Annotated in this window: 16 protein-coding genes and 1 pseudogene; 11 read left to right on the top strand and 6 right to left on the bottom strand. The window is 59.1% G+C overall.

Annotated elements, in window-relative coordinates; translation table 11 throughout:
• Positions 1–56 precede the first annotated feature (56 nt).
• Complete coding sequence (locus MK208_RS14300) at positions 57–539, bottom strand: MaoC family dehydratase (protein WP_294117714.1); 483 nt, start codon at positions 537–539, stop codon at positions 57–59.
• A 199-nt stretch (positions 540–738) separates the two neighbouring features.
• Positions 739–1,746, bottom strand: a complete 1,008-nt coding sequence (locus MK208_RS14295) for an adenylate/guanylate cyclase domain-containing protein (protein WP_294117712.1) — start codon at positions 1,744–1,746, stop codon at positions 739–741.
• A gap of 204 nt (positions 1,747–1,950) precedes the next feature.
• On the opposite strand from MK208_RS14295, the gene MK208_RS14290 reads away from it, so the two are divergent.
• The 7 genes from MK208_RS14290 (at position 1,951) to uvrC (ending at position 9,349) form a co-directional block, all read left to right on the top strand.
• Positions 1,951–2,463 (top strand): carbon monoxide dehydrogenase subunit G, encoded by a 513-nt coding sequence (locus MK208_RS14290; RefSeq protein WP_294117709.1) that lies wholly within the window; start codon positions 1,951–1,953, stop codon positions 2,461–2,463.
• 164 nt (positions 2,464–2,627) lie between these two features.
• Complete coding sequence (locus MK208_RS14285) at positions 2,628–3,551, top strand: ABC transporter ATP-binding protein (protein ID WP_294117707.1); 924 nt, start codon at positions 2,628–2,630, stop codon at positions 3,549–3,551.
• Complete coding sequence (locus MK208_RS14280) at positions 3,548–4,309, top strand: ABC transporter permease (RefSeq protein ID WP_294117706.1); 762 nt, start codon at positions 3,548–3,550, stop codon at positions 4,307–4,309. Before MK208_RS14285 ends, MK208_RS14280 begins: the two co-directional genes overlap by 4 nt.
• Before the next feature lie 113 nt (positions 4,310–4,422).
• On the top strand, positions 4,423–5,220 hold the full coding sequence (locus MK208_RS14275; protein ID WP_294117704.1) for a S49 family peptidase: 798 nt from the start codon (positions 4,423–4,425) through the stop codon (positions 5,218–5,220).
• Between the two features lie 172 nt (positions 5,221–5,392).
• On the top strand, positions 5,393–6,343 hold the full coding sequence (locus tag MK208_RS14270) for a calcium/sodium antiporter (protein ID WP_294117701.1): 951 nt from the start codon (positions 5,393–5,395) through the stop codon (positions 6,341–6,343).
• A 17-nt stretch (positions 6,344–6,360) separates the two neighbouring features.
• Positions 6,361–7,113, top strand: a complete 753-nt coding sequence (locus MK208_RS14265; protein WP_294117699.1) for an SDR family oxidoreductase — start codon at positions 6,361–6,363, stop codon at positions 7,111–7,113.
• A gap of 361 nt (positions 7,114–7,474) precedes the next feature.
• The gene (gene uvrC, locus MK208_RS14260; RefSeq protein ID WP_294117697.1) at positions 7,475–9,349 is read left to right on the top strand and encodes an excinuclease ABC subunit UvrC; all 1,875 of its coding nucleotides are present in this window, start codon (positions 7,475–7,477) and stop codon (positions 9,347–9,349) included.
• A gap of 134 nt (positions 9,350–9,483) precedes the next feature.
• Here uvrC and MK208_RS14255 read toward each other — a convergent pair whose 3' ends face one another.
• Complete coding sequence (locus MK208_RS14255; protein WP_294117695.1) at positions 9,484–9,813, bottom strand: hypothetical protein; 330 nt, start codon at positions 9,811–9,813, stop codon at positions 9,484–9,486.
• Between the two features lie 153 nt (positions 9,814–9,966).
• Here MK208_RS14255 and pgsA point away from each other — a divergent pair, with 153 nt between their 5' ends.
• Genes pgsA through MK208_RS14240 form a run of 3 tightly spaced genes read left to right on the top strand, consistent with a single transcriptional unit; the run spans position 9,967 to position 11,331 of the window.
• On the top strand, positions 9,967–10,626 hold the full coding sequence (gene pgsA, locus MK208_RS14250) for a CDP-diacylglycerol--glycerol-3-phosphate 3-phosphatidyltransferase (RefSeq protein WP_294117692.1): 660 nt from the start codon (positions 9,967–9,969) through the stop codon (positions 10,624–10,626).
• A gap of 5 nt (positions 10,627–10,631) precedes the next feature.
• On the top strand, positions 10,632–10,877 hold the full coding sequence (gene moaD / locus MK208_RS14245; protein ID WP_294117690.1) for a molybdopterin converting factor subunit 1: 246 nt from the start codon (positions 10,632–10,634) through the stop codon (positions 10,875–10,877).
• Between the two features lie 10 nt (positions 10,878–10,887).
• On the top strand, positions 10,888–11,331 hold the full coding sequence (locus MK208_RS14240; protein ID WP_294117689.1) for a molybdenum cofactor biosynthesis protein MoaE: 444 nt from the start codon (positions 10,888–10,890) through the stop codon (positions 11,329–11,331).
• Positions 11,332–11,469: 138 nt separating this feature from the next.
• Here MK208_RS14240 and MK208_RS14235 read toward each other — a convergent pair.
• Positions 11,470–12,669 (bottom strand): annotated as a pseudogene (locus tag MK208_RS14235) (aminotransferase class V-fold PLP-dependent enzyme).
• A gap of 231 nt (positions 12,670–12,900) precedes the next feature.
• On the opposite strand from MK208_RS14235, the gene MK208_RS14230 reads away from it, so the two are divergent.
• On the top strand, positions 12,901–13,230 hold the full coding sequence (locus MK208_RS14230) for a metalloregulator ArsR/SmtB family transcription factor (protein ID WP_294117687.1): 330 nt from the start codon (positions 12,901–12,903) through the stop codon (positions 13,228–13,230).
• A gap of 72 nt (positions 13,231–13,302) precedes the next feature.
• On the opposite strand, the gene MK208_RS14225 is transcribed toward MK208_RS14230, so the two are convergent.
• Both MK208_RS14225 and MK208_RS14220 read right to left on the bottom strand, forming a co-directional pair.
• Positions 13,303–13,629 (bottom strand): hypothetical protein, encoded by a 327-nt coding sequence (locus tag MK208_RS14225; protein WP_294117686.1) that lies wholly within the window; start codon positions 13,627–13,629, stop codon positions 13,303–13,305.
• A complete protein-coding gene (locus MK208_RS14220; RefSeq protein WP_294117684.1) occupies positions 13,616–15,805 on the bottom strand; it encodes an OmpA family protein in 2,190 nt (729 codons plus the stop codon). The genes MK208_RS14225 and MK208_RS14220 overlap by 14 nt, the downstream gene beginning before the upstream one ends.
• Positions 15,806–15,829: the final 24 nt, after the last annotated feature.

Below are 15,829 nucleotides of genomic sequence, written 5' to 3'. Positions count from 1 at the left end.
TTCACGTCGGTATTGCGTCTGTATCGCGGCTGTTTTGCGGAGGTACGTTTTGAGCCCTAGCTGGCTTGCGCGTAGGTCTCGACGCCTTGCTCAAAGCGCAGGTTTTTCCATTGCGCCACCAGCGCCGGTTTGTCCTCGCCTTTGATTTCGACAGTCACATTCCACTGCATCTCGATCACACCGGGCTGCGGCTCGGAGTATTTTGCCAATGTGAAACGGCCGCGAATTTCGGCGCCTGCTTTGACGGGGGCGACAAAGCGCACGCGGTCAAAGCCGTAGTTGATGCCGGTGCTCTCGGCTTCGGTACGGGGCACGGCGTCGGCGATCATCTGGCTGAGGAGGGAGAGCGTCAGGAAGCCGGGGGCCACGGTGCTGCCATAGGGTGTGTCCTTGGCGGCGTCCGGATCGGTGTGGATGGTTTGCGCTTCGCCGGTGGCTTTGGCGAAGGCGTCGATCATGGCTTGATCGATTTTGACCCATTTGGAGAGGCCAAATTCGCAGCCCACACCGTCTTCGAGTTTGAGAATTCTAGAAATCATGTGACCGGCTCCCAACCCTTGTTTCTCACAATATTCTGCAATGCGAAATTTAGTTTCACTTGTGACTAGGAGACGGGATTCGGAGCGATCTGTCAATATGCGGAAGTTAATTCCGCTTTGCGGAATTTGCTGGGCGGCACGCGAAGGGTGGCCCTCCGAAACGACGGAGAAGGAGCATCGCCTGTGTTGTTTGGTTGGTTTAGGTGCGTTTGCGGGTCCGGCGCATCAGGGCGGCAAACCCCAGAGCACCTGCTGGCCAGATGGCCCAGAAGTATCCATCCCACGAAAACAGATTGATGAGCACCAGTGCTGTGACAACCGCTGCGCCACGGAGCATGGCTGGACTAAACCGGGTGTTGGCCCAAAGGGGTGCCGCTTGAAAAAGCCACGCTGTGAGCAGGGCGAGGCCGGGCCAATGGGCCCAGAGTCCGCGCCCGGAGATCATGTCGATCACACACAACGCGCCAAAGATCAGGGCAAATTGTTTGCCGCGCGTCCGTAGCGCGACTTCGGCGTCGTCGTCCCCTGCGTCGGAGGAGGCAGATTGGGGGCGCTCCTTGTTGAGGACCTCATCAAACTCATCATCAGGCCAAGAGCTTGCTTTGGCTGCGAAGGGCGCGGCGCTTTGCGGCGCAACATTGGGAGTTGCGCGCTCTGGCTCCGGGATGTGCATTTTGGGATAGGCGTTGGCCATGTTGGCGACGCAGTAGACCTGCACACCTTCGGAGAAATTTTTTGGGTGGCGTTCACCGATGTAGTCAAAGCCAACGGTGAGTTTGCCGCGCACTTGGTCGTACACCTGCTGAGAGATCAAAATGCCCCCCGGTTCCGCCATGCTTTGCAGGCGCGCGGCGAGGTTGACGCCTTCTCCAAGTAGGTCCTTGCCATCCACCATGACATCGCCAAGGTGTATGCCAATGCGGAAATTAAGTGCCATTTCAGGGTCTTGCCGCTGATCGCCCAATTCGCGTTGGACCTCGATGGCGCATTGCACCGCTTCGACCACAGAGGGAAATTCGGCAATCAAGCCGTCCCCTGCGGTGTTGGCCACGCGACCATGATGGCGGGCAATGAATTTCTTGAACACGGCACGCGCGGCTTTGAGGGTGCGCAGGCCTTCTTCCTCGTTCAACTCCATCACACGGCTGTAGCCGGCGGCGTCTGCTGCAAGAATGGTTGTCAGCTTTCTTTGGATGTCGGAGGGCATCGGAAACTCTTATGTTAATGCGATTAACTTATCTGGTCGTGATATGGTGTTCTACTGCGTGGGATCAACCCCAGTATACACATGATTGTGTCCCATTTTTGAGAAAGGGTGTCGCGCTTGCGATCTGCTACGACCTTGGTGTGCTTGCAGCGGTTTGTGCATCTGCCTAGGTTGGCGACAACGAGCCACAGGAGGAGAGCCAAAATGCATATGAGTGATCAACGCGAAATCGCGGCCCCGGTGGCGGACGTCTGGGCGGCTTTGCTCAGCGCGGACAGCCTGCTCCATTGTGTGCCAGGTGCAAAAGACGTGACCGGCAACGCCGAGGAGGGTTTTGAGGCCACTGTGGTGCAGAAGGTTGGGCCGGTGAAGGCGACCTTCAAAGGCAAAGTCGAGCTGTCCAATCTGGTGGAGGGTGAAAGCCTGACACTGACCGGTGAAGGCAAAGGTGGCGCGGCCGGGTTTGCCAAAGGTGGCGCGGATGTGACGCTGGCTCCGAGTGAAACGGGTACGCTGCTGAGCTATGAAGTGGACGCCAAGGTGGGTGGTAAGCTGGCACAGCTGGGCAGCCGGTTGATTGACGGCTTTGCCAAAAAGATGGCGGATCAGTTTTTCACCAATTTGCAGACCTCGCTGGAAGGGCCAGCGGATGAGGGCGAAGAGGTGGCGGAAGAGGCCCCGAAAAAGGGTCTGCTGAAGCGGATGACTGGCGGCTAAGCCACGCAAGAAATCCTTTGCATGTAAAACAGATTGCTTCACCGGGCTTGTAGAGCCGTGCGGTGGTGCACATATCCCTCTGAAAATTTGTGCACTTGGCGCGGACCAGCCACCTGATAGGGTGGCGCGCTTACAAAGGTGCAGACCGGAAGAGGGAGCCGGCGGTGATTGTAGACATAAAAGACTTGCGCAAAACCTACAAAGGTGGGTTTGAGGCGCTCAAAGGCGTGACTCTGGGCATCAAGGAGGGCGAAATTCTCGCGCTTCTGGGGCCGAATGGCGCGGGCAAAACCACATTGATTTCCACCATTTGCGGGATCACCAATCCGAGTGCGGGCTCGGTGTCCGTGGGTGGGCACGACGTGGTCAAGGACTACCGCGCGGCGCGGTCGATGATTGGTCTGGTGCCGCAGGAGATCAACTTGGAGCCGTTCAACAAGGTGATCGATGTGGTCACCTATTCGCGCGGTTTGTTTGGTAAAAAGGCCAACCCTGCCAAGATCGAAGAGATCCTCAAGCAGCTGTCGCTATGGGACAAGAAAGACGCGCGGATCATGATGCTGTCCGGCGGTATGAAGCGGCGGGTGCTGATTGCCAAGGCGCTGAGCCATGAACCGCGGGTGCTGTTTCTGGATGAGCCGACGGCAGGTGTGGACGTGGAGTTGCGCAAGGACATGTGGGATGTGGTTGCCAAGCTCAAAGAGCAGGGCGTGACCATCATTCTGACCACGCACTACATCGAAGAGGCCGAGGCGATTGCCGATCGTGTGGGCGTGATCAACGGTGGTGAGCTGCTGCTGGTGGAAGAGAAGGCGGCGCTGATGCAGCGTTTGGGGCAGAAGACCCTGCAAGTGGACCTGCAAGCGCCGGTGGAGAGCGTACCGGAGAGCCTCGCGAGCTATAATCTGGAGATTGCCGAGGGCGGCAATGCGCTGCGCTATCACTATGACACCAGCGGCGAGAGCACGGGCATCACCCGCCTGTTGGGCGAAATCAGTGCGGCTGGCTTGCAGCTCAAAGACATTCAGACGGACCAGTCGAGCCTTGAGGACATCTTTGTCGGGCTGGTGAAGGAGGGCGCGGCATGAATTTCACGGCTGTATGGGCAATCTACTACTCCGAGATGGTGCGGTTCTTCCGCACAATTGCGCAGAGTTTCATTTCTCCTGTGATTTCCACGTCGCTGTATTTTGTGGTGTTTGGCGCCGCGATTGGCAGCCGGATCGATCAGGTCGAGGGCGTGAGTTACGGGGCGTTTATTGTGCCGGGGCTGATCATGCTGTCGGTGATGACGCAGGCGCTCTCAAACGCGTCTTTTGGCATCTATTTCCCGAAGTTCATTGGCACCATCTATGAACTCTTGAGCGCGCCGGTCAGTTTCTTTGAGATTGTACTGGGCTTTGTGGGGGCGGCGGCGACCAAAGCGCTGTTCATTGGTGTGGTGATTTTGGCCACCGCGTCGATGTTTGTCGATGTGCCGGTCACACACCCCTGGGCGATGATCCTGTTTTTGGTGCTGACCTGTGTGAGCTTCTCGCTGTTTGGTTTTATCATCGGGGTCTGGGCGGGCAACTTTGAGCAGCTGCAGTTAATCCCGCTGTTGGTGGTGACGCCGCTGGTGTTCCTTGGCGGCTCGTTTTATTCGATCTCGATGCTGCCGCCGATCTGGCAGAAGATCACGCTGTTTAACCCTGTGGTGTATCTGATTTCCGGTTTCCGTTGGTCCTTCTTTGGCACGGCGGATGTGCCTGTGGGGCTGAGCCTGTTGGCGATCTTCGGCTTCACTGCCCTGTGCATGGGCATCATCTGGTGGATCTTCAAAACCGGTTGGCGCATTCGGGCCTGATTTGCAGAGTGACGCGAGGTGACTCGCGTCACATCAGGATTTTTGATCACAAACATCGCTTTCCTGAGGGGCTTACCTTGTGAAACGACCATGCGCGTTCTACATGCCATGGGATGAAACGCTTGAACCCTTTTGCCAAGAAAGCGCCAACAGTGGCGGTGGTGCGTCTGCAAGGCATGATTGCCGCGGGCGGTCGTGGACAATTGAACGATGCCACATTGGCGCCGTTGCTGGAAAAAGCCTTTGCCAAGGGCAAGCCTGCGGCGGTGGCGCTTGAAATCAATTCGCCCGGTGGCAGCCCGGTGCAAAGCGCGCTGATCGGCAGCCGCATCCGGCGGCTTTCCGAGGAAAAAGAGGTTCCTGTCATTGCCTTTGTTGAGGATGTGGCCGCATCCGGAGGCTATTGGCTCGCGGCGGCGGCGGATGAGATTTACGCGGACGAAAGCTCGGTTGTTGGCTCCATTGGCGTGATTTCAGCGGGCTTCGGCGCGAATGTGTTCCTGTCGCGTCAGGGATTTGAACGGCGGGTTTACACAGCTGGAAAAAGCAAATCGATGCTCGATCCATTTCAGCCGGAAAAGGCCGAAGATGTGGCCCGGCTGAAGCGGATGCTGGAGCAAATTCACCAGAATTTCATCGCCCATGTGCAATCACGGCGGGGCAAAAAACTTGCGGACAATGATGACCTGTTCACCGGAGAAATCTGGATCGGGTCGCAGGCCAAAGAGGTTGGTCTGATCGACGAAATTGGACATTTGGTGCCGGTTTTGAAGGCGCGCTTTGGGGACAAAGTGAAGCTGCGCCGTTATGGCATCAAACGGTCCATGTGGCAGCGTTTTGGGGCTTCACTCGCCCAGGATGCGGTTGCGGGCATTGAAGAACGGGCGCAGTTCGCGCGGTTTGGGCTCTGACGTGCTGGTAAAGATTGTCTCTCTGTTTCTGGTCGGCATGGCGGTGCTCGCGATGTTTGGCAAACTCCGGTTTCCGGGCCAGAAGCAGTTGCAATCAAAGAAATGCCCCAAGTGCGGGCGGTACAAAATTGGCAAGGGGCCATGCCCCTGCGGCAAGGACATGGGGTAGAGCATGGAATGGTTGCTGGTATCGCTGGGTTTGGTGATCCTGCTATTGGCTGGGGACGCGCTGGTACGTGGCGCGGTGAACCTGTCGCTGCGGATCGGGATTCCGGCGTTGATCGTCTCGCTGACGATTGTGGCCTTTGGCACCTCTGCCCCTGAACTGTTGATCTCTATCCAGGCCGCGTTGAAAAACGCGCCGGGCATTGCGATTGGTAACGTTGTTGGCTCCAATATTGCCAACATCCTGTTGGTGCTGGGTATTCCGGCCATTTTGGCGCCGATCCACACCAGCCACTGCAATTCCAGACGCAACTTTGTGATGATGATTGCCGCTTCGGTGCTGTTCATCGCCTTGGCTGCGGATGGTTTCTTCCGCTTTGGCAATGGTTTGGTTTTGCTGGGCGCGCTGGCGTTGGTGCTGGGCAGCGCATTCTATCAGGCGCGGTGCCACAAGAAGGCCGAAGCCGCCATGGAAATGGACGAGGAAGAGGTCGAAGGCGCGGACCCGGACATGCCGTGGTGGCGCATCATTGTCTTCCTTATTCTGGGTCTTGTGGGGCTGCCGCTCGGCGCGGACTTGATGGTGGACAACGCCGAGATCATTGCGCGGCGGTATGGCGTGAGCGACACGGTGATCGGCTTGACGCTGATCGCGCTGGGCACCTCTTTGCCAGAGCTGGCGACCACCGTGATGGCCGCACTGCGCCGTCAGGCGGATGTGGCGCTGGGCAACGTGATTGGCTCTAACATGTTCAACCTGTTGGCCATTATCGGTATCACCTCGATCATTCACCCGATCCGCGTGGACCCGGACTTCTTCGAGTTTGATTTCTGGGTGATGCTGGGCGCGTCCCTGATCCTGATCCCATTTGTTTTCCTAAAAAGAGACATCACACGCATCTGGGGTGTCATTCTCACCGTACTCTATCTAGCTTACATCTTGATAACCCTGACCTAATTTAAGCGGAGACTGATATGGCGCGGGCATTGGTAACTGGCGCCGGACAGCGGCTTGGACAAGCGATGGCTGTGGCATTGGCGCAGCGCGGTTATGACGTGGCGGTGCATTATGCGACCTCTGTTGAAGGGGCTGCGGAGACGGTGGCGGCGATTGAGGCCTGCGGACAGACGAGTGTTGCGGTGCAGGCAGACCTTCTGGATGAGACGCAAACCAAGGCGCTGTTTACCGAGAGTGTTGCGGCTCTGGGTGGGCCGATCACCTGCCTTATCAACAATGCATCAATATTTGAGGATGACTCTGTGCAGTCCTCAACCAGAGAGGGTTGGGACCGCCATATGGAGAGCAACCTGCGGGCGCCCTACGTTTTGACGCAGCTGATGGCGGCGCAGGGCCTCGCGGCGGCGAAAGATGCACAGGGCGAGCCGGTGGCGGCAGGGCTGGTGGTGAACATGCTGGATCAGCGTATCCGCAACCTGACGCCGGAGTTTTCGACTTACACTTTGGCGAAGATGGGGCTTTGGGCGCTGACCCAGACAGCCGCGCAGGGATTGGCGCCGCATATCCGCGTGAATGGCATCGCGCCGGGGCCGACGTTGCAAGGGGCGCATCAGGACGCTGCGGATTTTGCGGCTGAGCGGGCTGGCACAGTGCTTGGTCGGGGCGTTGGCGTGGACGATATTACCGCGGCTTTGGGCTATTTGCTGGATGCCAAAGCTGTGACTGGGCAGGCAATTTGCGTGGATGGTGGCCAGCATTTGCGTTGGTAACGGGCTGAAACAGGCTTCGCCGCAGAGTTGGTTGATTGCGATAACAACGTCGGCGTTTTGCGGCGAAAAGCGCATATCAGAGATAAGTTTTGCACCGGTCACAGTTCCGTTACATAAATTTTACTTTTTCTTAATGATTTCAATAATTTGAGATGTGTTTAAAAAACTTTCGTTTGAAATCAATGGCTTATTTTTATGCCTAATTTTTAGGCAATGCGCCGAAAGCAGCCAAAAACAAGGGAAATCCGCGTGAGGGCAAAAGATATCTTCAGACTTATCCACAGTTTCCGTGGATTTGTTTACTCTTGCGTCAAGGGCGTCAAGATTGCAGCCCGACCAAAAGAATCATATTTGAAAACACATGACCTCTGACAGCGTTGAAAGTCCTGACGGCCCGACGGGACACGAATGTATACAAAACTACCTTAAAACACTGGACGGATCGCCCGGTGTTTATCGCATGCTCGATGCGCAGGCGCGGGTGTTGTATGTCGGCAAGGCGCGGAACCTGCGCGCACGGGTGTCAAACTATGCGAGACCCGCAGGCCATTCAGGCCGGATTGCGCGGATGATCTCCGAAACCAGCTCAATGATGTTTCTGACCACCAAGACGGAAACCGAGGCGCTGCTTTTGGAGCAGAACCTGATCAAGCAGTTGAAGCCGAAGTACAATGTGCTGCTGCGCGACGACAAAAGTTTCCCGCATATTTTTATTTCGTCGGAACACGACTTCCCTCGTATCGAAAAGCATCGGGGCGCCAAAACGCGCAAAGGTAAATACTATGGGCCATTTGCAAGTGCCGGCGCGGTCAATCGCACGTTGAACACTTTGCAGAAGGTCTTTCTGCTGCGCAGTTGCACAGACAAGGAGGTGGAAGCTGGAGATCGGCCTTGTCTGAACTATCATCTCAAGCGTTGTGCTGGGCCGTGTGGTGGCAAAATCAGCAAAGAGGACTATGCCAAGCTTGTTGCGGCGGCGGATGATTTTCTGCGCGGGCGTTCCACCAAAGTTCAGGCGGATCTGGCGGCGGAAATGCAGGTGGCGTCCGACAATCTGGAGTTTGAGAAGGCGGCGGCTTTGCGAGATCGTATCCGGGCGTTGACCCAGGTCCAGAGCGCCCAAGGCATCAATCCGCAGGGCGTGAAAGAAGCTGATGTGATTGCGTTGCATATGGACAGCGGGCAGGCATGTGTTCAGGTGTTTTTTATTCGGGCGAACCAGAACTGGGGCAACCGTGATTACTATCCGCGGGTTGGGCCAGATGTGAGCAAGGCAGAGGTGATGCAGGCCTTTGTTGGCCAGTTCTATGACAGCAAGGATCCCCCGCGGCAGATCATCTTGTCCGATGATATCGAAGACAGCGCGCTTTTGGCGGATGCCTTGAGTGACAAGCTTGGCCGCAAGGTTGAGATACTCGTGCCACAGCGAGGCGAGAAGGCGGAACTTGTCAGCGGGGCGCTGCGCAATGCGCGGGAGAGCCTGGGGCGCAAGATGAGCGAAACCGCGACCCAAGCGAAGCTGTTACGCGGTGTGGCGGAGGCGTTTGATCTGAGTGGGCCACCGCAACGGATTGAGGTCTACGACAACAGCCACTTACAGGGCACCAATGCAGTGGGTGGCATGATTGTCGCGGGTCCGGACGGCTTTATGAAAAACAGCTATCGCAAGTTCAACATCAAAGGCGATGACATCACGCCCGGCGATGATTTTGGCATGATGAAAGAGGTGCTGCACCGACGGTTCTCGCGGCTTCAGAAGGAAGACCCTGATCGGGACAAAGGCATGTGGCCGGACCTGCTGTTGATCGATGGGGGCGCCGGGCAGGTCAGCGCCGTGCATGAGATCATGGTCGAACACGGCGTGGCGGATATTCCGATGGTGGGCGTGGCCAAAGGGGTGGACCGAGACCACGGCAAGGAAGAATTCCACCGCGTGGGCAAAAGCGTGATGGCGCTGCGCCGGAATGATCCGGTGTTGTATTTCATCCAGCGCCTGCGCGACGAGGCGCACAGGTTTGCGATTGGCACACACCGTGCGAAACGCGCCAAAGCAGTGGGCGCAACGCCGCTGGATGACGTGCCGGGCGTGGGCGCGACGCGGAAACGGGCGCTATTGGCGCATTTTGGCAGCGCGAAAGCCGTAAGCCGTGCCAATTTGGCGGATTTGAAGGCCGTGGATGGCGTCTCTGATAAACTGGCGGAGACAATCTACAACTTTTTCCACGATGGAAGTTAAACCCTGCGCGCGGTGGGTGTTGCCTAAAGCGTCCGACATTTGGTCTGAAGCAGAAAAAAGGTCGGGCGCGGCGGAACCCCTCAGTGTCGTGGGCGTCCTGCCAAAAATGAGGATCAGGATTTTGGCAAGACGCCCTAGGCAGGCACCTTGCCGCGTAGCACAAGGTTTTCGACAATCTGCTCGACAAACCCAACCATGCCATCTGGGCCGGAAGAGCGGTCCTTGAGGTGGATCGACAGGTCGGGGCGGCGGGTGGCGATCAGACCAATCAAGTCCCCGCGCGTGTCGTCATCCATGCTGGCGCCCATGATGACGCAGCAAATGCGCGGTTCGGTGTCCAACTGGCGTATGACTTCGCCGTGGTCATGGGCGCCAAGCCATTGAATGGGCAGGTGGTCCAATTGGCGCGGCACGGCGCCAATCACATTGGGCAGTTTTCCAACAAGCAATACAACAGGTTGCATAAGGGCATCTCCTCTCTGACGGTCTGCGCCCGAGGGTTTTGCCTGTGTTGCCTTATGCCAGTGTAGCACAGATTTGTGGGCTCTGGGCCATGGTGGCGGCACCGCGTCACAAACGCGCTTCCCCTGAGAGGGGAGACAGGCTAAGTCAGGGGCATGACCTGGACCATTCCCAACATCCTTTCTGTGATGCGCCTGTTTGCAGCCCCGATGGTTGCTGTGATGTTTCTTTATTTTGAAAGGCCTTACGCGGATTGGTTTGCGCTGATGCTGTTTTTGGTCGCGGCCGTGACCGATTGGTTTGACGGCTATCTGGCGCGGTTGTGGAAGCAGGAAACCAAGCTGGGCGCGATGATGGACCCGATTGCCGATAAGGCGATGGTGATGATCGCGTTGATGGTCATCGTAGGCTATAGCTCCATGTCGCCCTGGCTGGTGCTGCCGGCGACCGTGATCCTGTTCCGCGAAGTGTTTGTGTCGGGCCTGCGGGAGTTCCTTGGCGATACCGCCGGAACGCTGAAAGTGACCAAGCTGGCGAAATGGAAAACGGCGACGCAAATGGTTGCGATTGCGTTCCTTTTTGGCCAGGGGGTGTTTGAGCATTACCTCGGCATGTCGGCTTGGGGCATGGACCAGGCGTTGGTCGATCAGGTGATGCTGGGCGAGGTGGAAGACCTACAGGGGCTGCGTTGGAAACACACCGGGATGGTGTGGAGCGGCTGGGTAGGACTTTTGTTGCTGTGGATTGCCGGCGCGCTGACCGCTATCACTGGGGTGGACTACTTCAACAAGGCGAAGCCGCATCTAAAGGATTGATCGCAATGGATGTTCTCTATTTTGCTTGGGTGCGGGAGCGCATTGGCATCCCGAAAGAAAAGGTGGAGACCAACGCCACAACCGTGATGCAGTTGGTGGAAGAGCTGAAAACCCGCGAAGAGCGGTATGAGGTGGCCTTTTCGGATTTGAGCGCCTTGCGTGTGGCGGTGGATCAAGAATTGACCGACTTTGATGCGAGCCTTGAAGGCGTGCGTGAAGTGGCGTTTTTCCCACCAATGACAGGTGGTTAAGAGGTTTTCCATGCGCGTTGTTGTTCAGGAAGAGCCGTTTGATTTTGGCCGCGAGGCGCAGGATTTCGCCAGCGGGCACAGCAATATGGGCGCGATTGTCACCTTCACCGGTGTGGTGCGCGATGCCGACAAGGGCGGCATGGATCGGATGGTGATTGAGCACTATCCCGGCATGACCCAGAAGGCGCTGGAGAAGATCGCGGCGGAGGCTGTAAGCCGTTGGGATCTTGGGGATGTTTTGGTCATCCACCGCCATGGCGAGCTGCGTCAGGGTGATATGATCATGATGGTCGCCACGGCCTCGCGTCATCGGGTGAATGCCTTTGAGGCGGCGGAATATTTGATGGATTACCTGAAATCCCGCGCGCCGTTTTGGAAGAAAGAATACACTGCGGACGGGGCCGAATGGGTTGCCGCAAAAGACGAAGATGAGGACGCGCTGAGCCGCTGGTGATGCAGCTGCGTTAACCGGTAAAATCCCTTCGTTTGGGACGTCGGTATTTTGTCGGTATCGCGACTGTTTTGCGGAGGTGCGTGGTTTTGCGACCGCGTGGCAGGAAAAGGTAAACCCACCGCGCGGTGCATCGTTGCTTTAGGCAACAGCTTTTGAAGTGAGAACCGCTTTGCGGGCTTTGACAATGGCGGCCACCAGCCGGTCGATGTCCGTGTCTGTTGTGGCCCAGTTGGAGACACTCAGGCGGAAGCCGCTGTGGCCTTGCCAGGCGGCGGCGCCAAACCATGCTTCACCGGACGCCTGGTCCTCCGCCGTGATGGCAGCGCAGAGCTCTGGGCTGTCGGGCAGGGTCACAAACACCTGATTGAAGTGCACGAGATGCGGGACGGTGAAGCCTTCATTGCGTAAGGCGTCTGCGAGGCGGGTGGCTTTGTTGTGAAAGCCAAGGATCATGTCGTTGAGCCCCTCGCGGCCAAGCGAGAGCAGGGCGGCGTAGGTTTCGGCACCTCGGGCGGCGCGGCTGAACTCTGGCGTCAGGTCTGCAGGGGAAGGATCGGTGGGTGGCAGGTAGGCGGCGCCGATGGCCATGGAGGCGCGCATCTCTTCGGGATGGCGGCAGAGGGCCAGGCCGGAGTCATACGGCGCGTTGAGAGTTTTGTGGGCGTCCACCACCCAGCTGTCAGCTTTCTCAAGGCCGGTGAGCGCGTCGGCCAGGTCGGGCACCGCGCGCGCCTAGAGGCCAAAGGCGCCATCGACATGCAACCATGCGCCAGCGGCATGGCAGGCGTCGGCAATCTCGCCAATCGGATCAAACGCGCCGGTGCAGACGTTGCCCGCCTGCGCCAGCATAATGCAGGAGGCGTCCAGCTTGGGTAGCTTGTCGGCACGCATGCGGCCTTGGGCGTCGGTTGGGACACGTTCGATGGTGTCGGAGCCAAGACCAATCAGGCGCAGGGATTTGAGCACGGTGGCGTGGATTTCGGCGCTGGCGATCACGCGCAGGGCAGGCGCGCCGAGCAGGCCTTTGCCGCGTGGGTGGCCGAGGCGGCTCAGCAAGGTGTCGCGCGCGGTGGCCAGCAGGGTCATGTTGGCCATGGTCGCGCCGGTGGTGAAGGCGCCTTCGGTCTGGGCGGGCAGGTTGAGCAGATCGATGATCCAGCGCACGGCGGTTTGCTCCATCTGCATCACCGAGGGGCCGGTGTCGGCATTTGCGCATTGGTCCCAGGCGGCGAGCAAAGCGCGGGCACCAGAAGCGGCGGGTAGTGCGCCGCCGATGACATAGCCAAAGTAGCGGCCCGCGGCGGTGGCGACAGTGCCGGGGCTGCCGGCGTCCTGCATCAGGGAGAGCACGTCGTTGGGGCTATGACCATGTTGGGGGAGTGCGATGTCGAGCGCGGAGAGCTGGGTTGCGTCTGCGTTTACCTAACGGTCGGAGAGCCCGTGCAGGTAGTCTGCGCCAAGTTTTGCGCCTTGAGCGAAGGCTTGGGCTTGGCGGGCGAGGGGATCTGAGGCTAAGGTCATATCGAGATCAGTCTATATAGGGAATCATCTATATTGATATTTGACGATATGCTCGCGGAGTCAACTGAGTCGGTCACGGCGCAGGCGAAAGTCTTTGCCGCGCTGTCCAGCCCTGTGCGCTTGCAGATCATGCTTTGGCTGCTGGACCCGCGCTCGCATTTTGCGCCGCAGGTGGATGGGGACTTGGTGGAAGATGGCGTTTGTGTGGGGCGGATTGTCGACAAGCTGGACCTGTCGCAGCCCACGGTGAGCGCGCATATGAAGAAACTCAGCGCCGCTGGGTTGGTGCGCGGCAAGAAGATCAACAACTGGATTTTCTATAAGCCGCAGCGGGAGGTGCTGAAGGCGTCCGGGGTGGTGTTGGGTACGCCAAAGTAGGAAGCTGAATGCAATCACAAAAAAGGCCAGCCTCTGGAGAGAGACTGGCCTTTGGTGGTTCTAGGGTGCCTGTTACGCCCCGCCCAGACGCTCCACGTGCATGCGCAGTTCTTCGGCTTCCTGGCGGGCGTCGCGGAGGCCGTCCATGGCCGCGCGCAGTTCGGCTTCGGTCTGGGTCAGCTGATTGGTCAGCTCGGCCTCGCGCTGTTGCAGGTAGGTGATGGCCTGATCGCGGGTCTCTTCGGCTTCGTGCAGCTCCTGGGACATGCGCTCCAGTTGGTCGACGTCAGATTGCGCGACGCGGGTGAAGCGGTGCACCAGCCAATTGGCAAACCAGCCCATACAAAAGGCCACAAACAGAATGACGGCGGTGGTCAGGATGAACTCAATTCGTGTCATTGGTCTGGGTCTCCTCGCCGTCTTCCTGCGCGGCGTTGTCTATGGATGTCTCGTCAGAGCCGGCGTCTGCGCCTGTGTCCGCTGCGGCGTCTGCCTCGGAGGCAGGGGCGTCGGCGGTTGTGTCGTCCGTGGCTGCGTCGGCTTCAGTGGCGGTCGTCTCGTCGGTGGTCTCAGTCGCGGTAGCGTCTTCTGGTGCTGCCTCGCCGGTGTCCTCTGACGTGGCTTCGGTATTGTCCGCCTCGGTAGTCTCTGCTTCGCTTTCGCTTGGGGCTGCCTCGGCTTCGGTGGTCTCGGCCTCAGCGTCGGCGGCTTCTGCCTCTGCGTCAGCGGCACCTTCTTCTGCTGTGGCTTCGGCCTGTTCTTCTTCCGGGAGGATGCGGACAAACTCGATGCGGCGGTTGGCTTCGCGGCCTTCGGCGGTGTCGTTGTCAGCAATCGGCTGGCTCTCACCATAGCCAAGGGCAAGGAAACCTTTGGTCAGCACGCGGCGTTCCTGCAGCGCGGTCAGAACCGCCAGCGCGCGGGTTTGCGACAGGGCCTGGTTCATGCTTTCGCGGCCCTGGCTGTCGGTGTGGCCCTGGATTTCGATTTGCAGATCAGGACAAGCGTTGAGCTCTTCTGCCAGCTTGTCGATGATCCCGGCGGCGCTGGCATCCAGCGTGCCGCTGCCGGGTTCAAAGGCAATTTTGGCTTCGTCCTGAAGGGCCTGAATGTTGGCCATGCATTCTTCGTTGGTAGGCAGGCCCGCCAGTGGATCAAGTGCCTCAAGATAGGTGACGTTGATCGCGAAGTGATCGGTCTGGCTCAGTTTGGCGGCCAGCAGCTGCGCGATGCGGGCGTTGGTCTCGGTGTTGCCGGTGTTGCCGGTGACGGAGACGGCCTCGGGCGTCACGATCAGGGAGCCGTTGTTGAGCAGGGAGAGGGCGTCCAGACCGGCCATCACGCGGAAAGGCCAGGTGGGCGGCAGGGTGTCGTCCAAGCGGGTCGCCATATGCACGGTTTCGGTGCCAAAGCGGGCGCGGGCGTAGCTGTCTGTGGTGTCGCGCGCGATGTCGTTGGGCAGGCGGCCGCGCAGTTGTACCAGACCTTCCGGGCTGAGCGTGGCGGTAAATTCCTGCGCGACGGCTTCGTCCTCGGCCTCTGGTGTGGGCGGTAGGGTGGCCAGCAGGGCAAAGGCTTCGGGCAGGGTGCCTTCGAGCTCACCAACAACGCGGTCAAACAGAGCCTGATCGGTGCCCATCAGCGCGATGAGGGTGACGTCGGCATCGGAGAAGGTCAGCGTACCGCCGCCCAGTTCATTGAGGCCGCGAATGGCGGTGGCCACCGCGTCGCCCCAGCTGGTGGAGGGCACGCCAAGGCCAATCACGCAGTCCACATTGCCTTCCAGGCCAGCTGCGCGGGCAGCGGTGAGGATTTTGGCGCGGGCTTTGTCGGTGTCGGCGGAGCAGGCGTCAAAGCGGGTGACGTCGCCGCCTTTGACAAGGCGCAGGGTGAAGGGGGTGATCACCGGGCGGGGGGCGGAGATGTTGAGGTTCACCTCAACGCCATTGGGCGCGCGGCGGGCGAGGTCGATTTCCAGCTCGGCGCGCTGCTCCGGGCTGTCGGCCATGGCGGTTACGTCGACGCGGCCAGCCTGTACCGAGATTTTGGAGCGTGGCAGGTCTTTGAGGGCGGAGACAGCAAAGCGGGAGGCGGCGGACCAGCCCGCGGGGGCAGCGTAATCGGCGGTTTCCAGAAGGTCGGCGACGTCGCCGCTGTCGGAGATGTCTTGTAATTCGCGCAGCAGGCGATCACGCGCGGCGCTTTCCGGGATCAGACCGATCAGCGAGATGCCCGCGTCGTTGCGCAGGATTTCCACGGAGAAGCGAGGTGGAGCAATAGCGGCGGTGGCGGGTACTTCCATGTTGTCGATGACGCGCGCGGCGTCGACGATGCGGCCCGCGGCGGAGATGGCTTTGAAGCGGTCTGCCTCTGACGGGGCCACGCCCGCGAGGAAGATTTGCAGGCCTTCGGCATGCACCTCGGCCCAGTCCATACCGGACTTGGAAAGCTCGAGCTCGACGGAGGACTTGGAGGTGTCTTCGATCAGATCAGCGGAGAGGCTCGCGGCGACAAGGCTTAGAAGCCCCGCCGAGGCGAAGGTAACAAACAGGATAAGGAGGGAAGAAAGTCGCATTCAGAAAGTGTGGTCCGTCCAGTG

This window comes from Shimia sp. (assembly GCF_022448905.1).
Taxonomy (GTDB): Bacteria; Pseudomonadota; Alphaproteobacteria; order Rhodobacterales; family Rhodobacteraceae; genus Shimia.
Note: the sequence above shows the minus strand (reverse complement) of the source record. Positions and strands in the feature narration are given on the sequence as shown.

Coding starts and splice junctions, on each gene's coding strand:
- MK208_RS14265 (WP_294117699.1), top strand. CDS start 6,361: ATGGCGCGGGCATTGGTAACTGGCGCCGGACAGCGGCTTGGACAAGCG.
- pgsA (WP_294117692.1), top strand. CDS start 9,967: ATGACCTGGACCATTCCCAACATCCTTTCTGTGATGCGCCTGTTTGCA.
- MK208_RS14290 (WP_294117709.1), top strand. CDS start 1,951: ATGCATATGAGTGATCAACGCGAAATCGCGGCCCCGGTGGCGGACGTC.
- uvrC (WP_294117697.1), top strand. CDS start 7,475: ATGACCTCTGACAGCGTTGAAAGTCCTGACGGCCCGACGGGACACGAA.
- MK208_RS14230 (WP_294117687.1), top strand. CDS start 12,901: ATGCTCGCGGAGTCAACTGAGTCGGTCACGGCGCAGGCGAAAGTCTTT.
- MK208_RS14280 (WP_294117706.1), top strand. CDS start 3,548: ATGAATTTCACGGCTGTATGGGCAATCTACTACTCCGAGATGGTGCGG.
- MK208_RS14300 (WP_294117714.1), bottom strand. CDS start 539: ATGATTTCTAGAATTCTCAAACTCGAAGACGGTGTGGGCTGCGAATTT.
- MK208_RS14240 (WP_294117689.1), top strand. CDS start 10,888: ATGCGCGTTGTTGTTCAGGAAGAGCCGTTTGATTTTGGCCGCGAGGCG.
- MK208_RS14225 (WP_294117686.1), bottom strand. CDS start 13,629: ATGACACGAATTGAGTTCATCCTGACCACCGCCGTCATTCTGTTTGTG.
- MK208_RS14275 (WP_294117704.1), top strand. CDS start 4,423: ATGAAACGCTTGAACCCTTTTGCCAAGAAAGCGCCAACAGTGGCGGTG.
- MK208_RS14220 (WP_294117684.1), bottom strand. CDS start 15,805: ATGCGACTTTCTTCCCTCCTTATCCTGTTTGTTACCTTCGCCTCGGCG.
- MK208_RS14295 (WP_294117712.1), bottom strand. CDS start 1,746: ATGCCCTCCGACATCCAAAGAAAGCTGACAACCATTCTTGCAGCAGAC.
- moaD (WP_294117690.1), top strand. CDS start 10,632: ATGGATGTTCTCTATTTTGCTTGGGTGCGGGAGCGCATTGGCATCCCG.
- MK208_RS14270 (WP_294117701.1), top strand. CDS start 5,393: ATGGAATGGTTGCTGGTATCGCTGGGTTTGGTGATCCTGCTATTGGCT.
- MK208_RS14255 (WP_294117695.1), bottom strand. CDS start 9,813: ATGCAACCTGTTGTATTGCTTGTTGGAAAACTGCCCAATGTGATTGGC.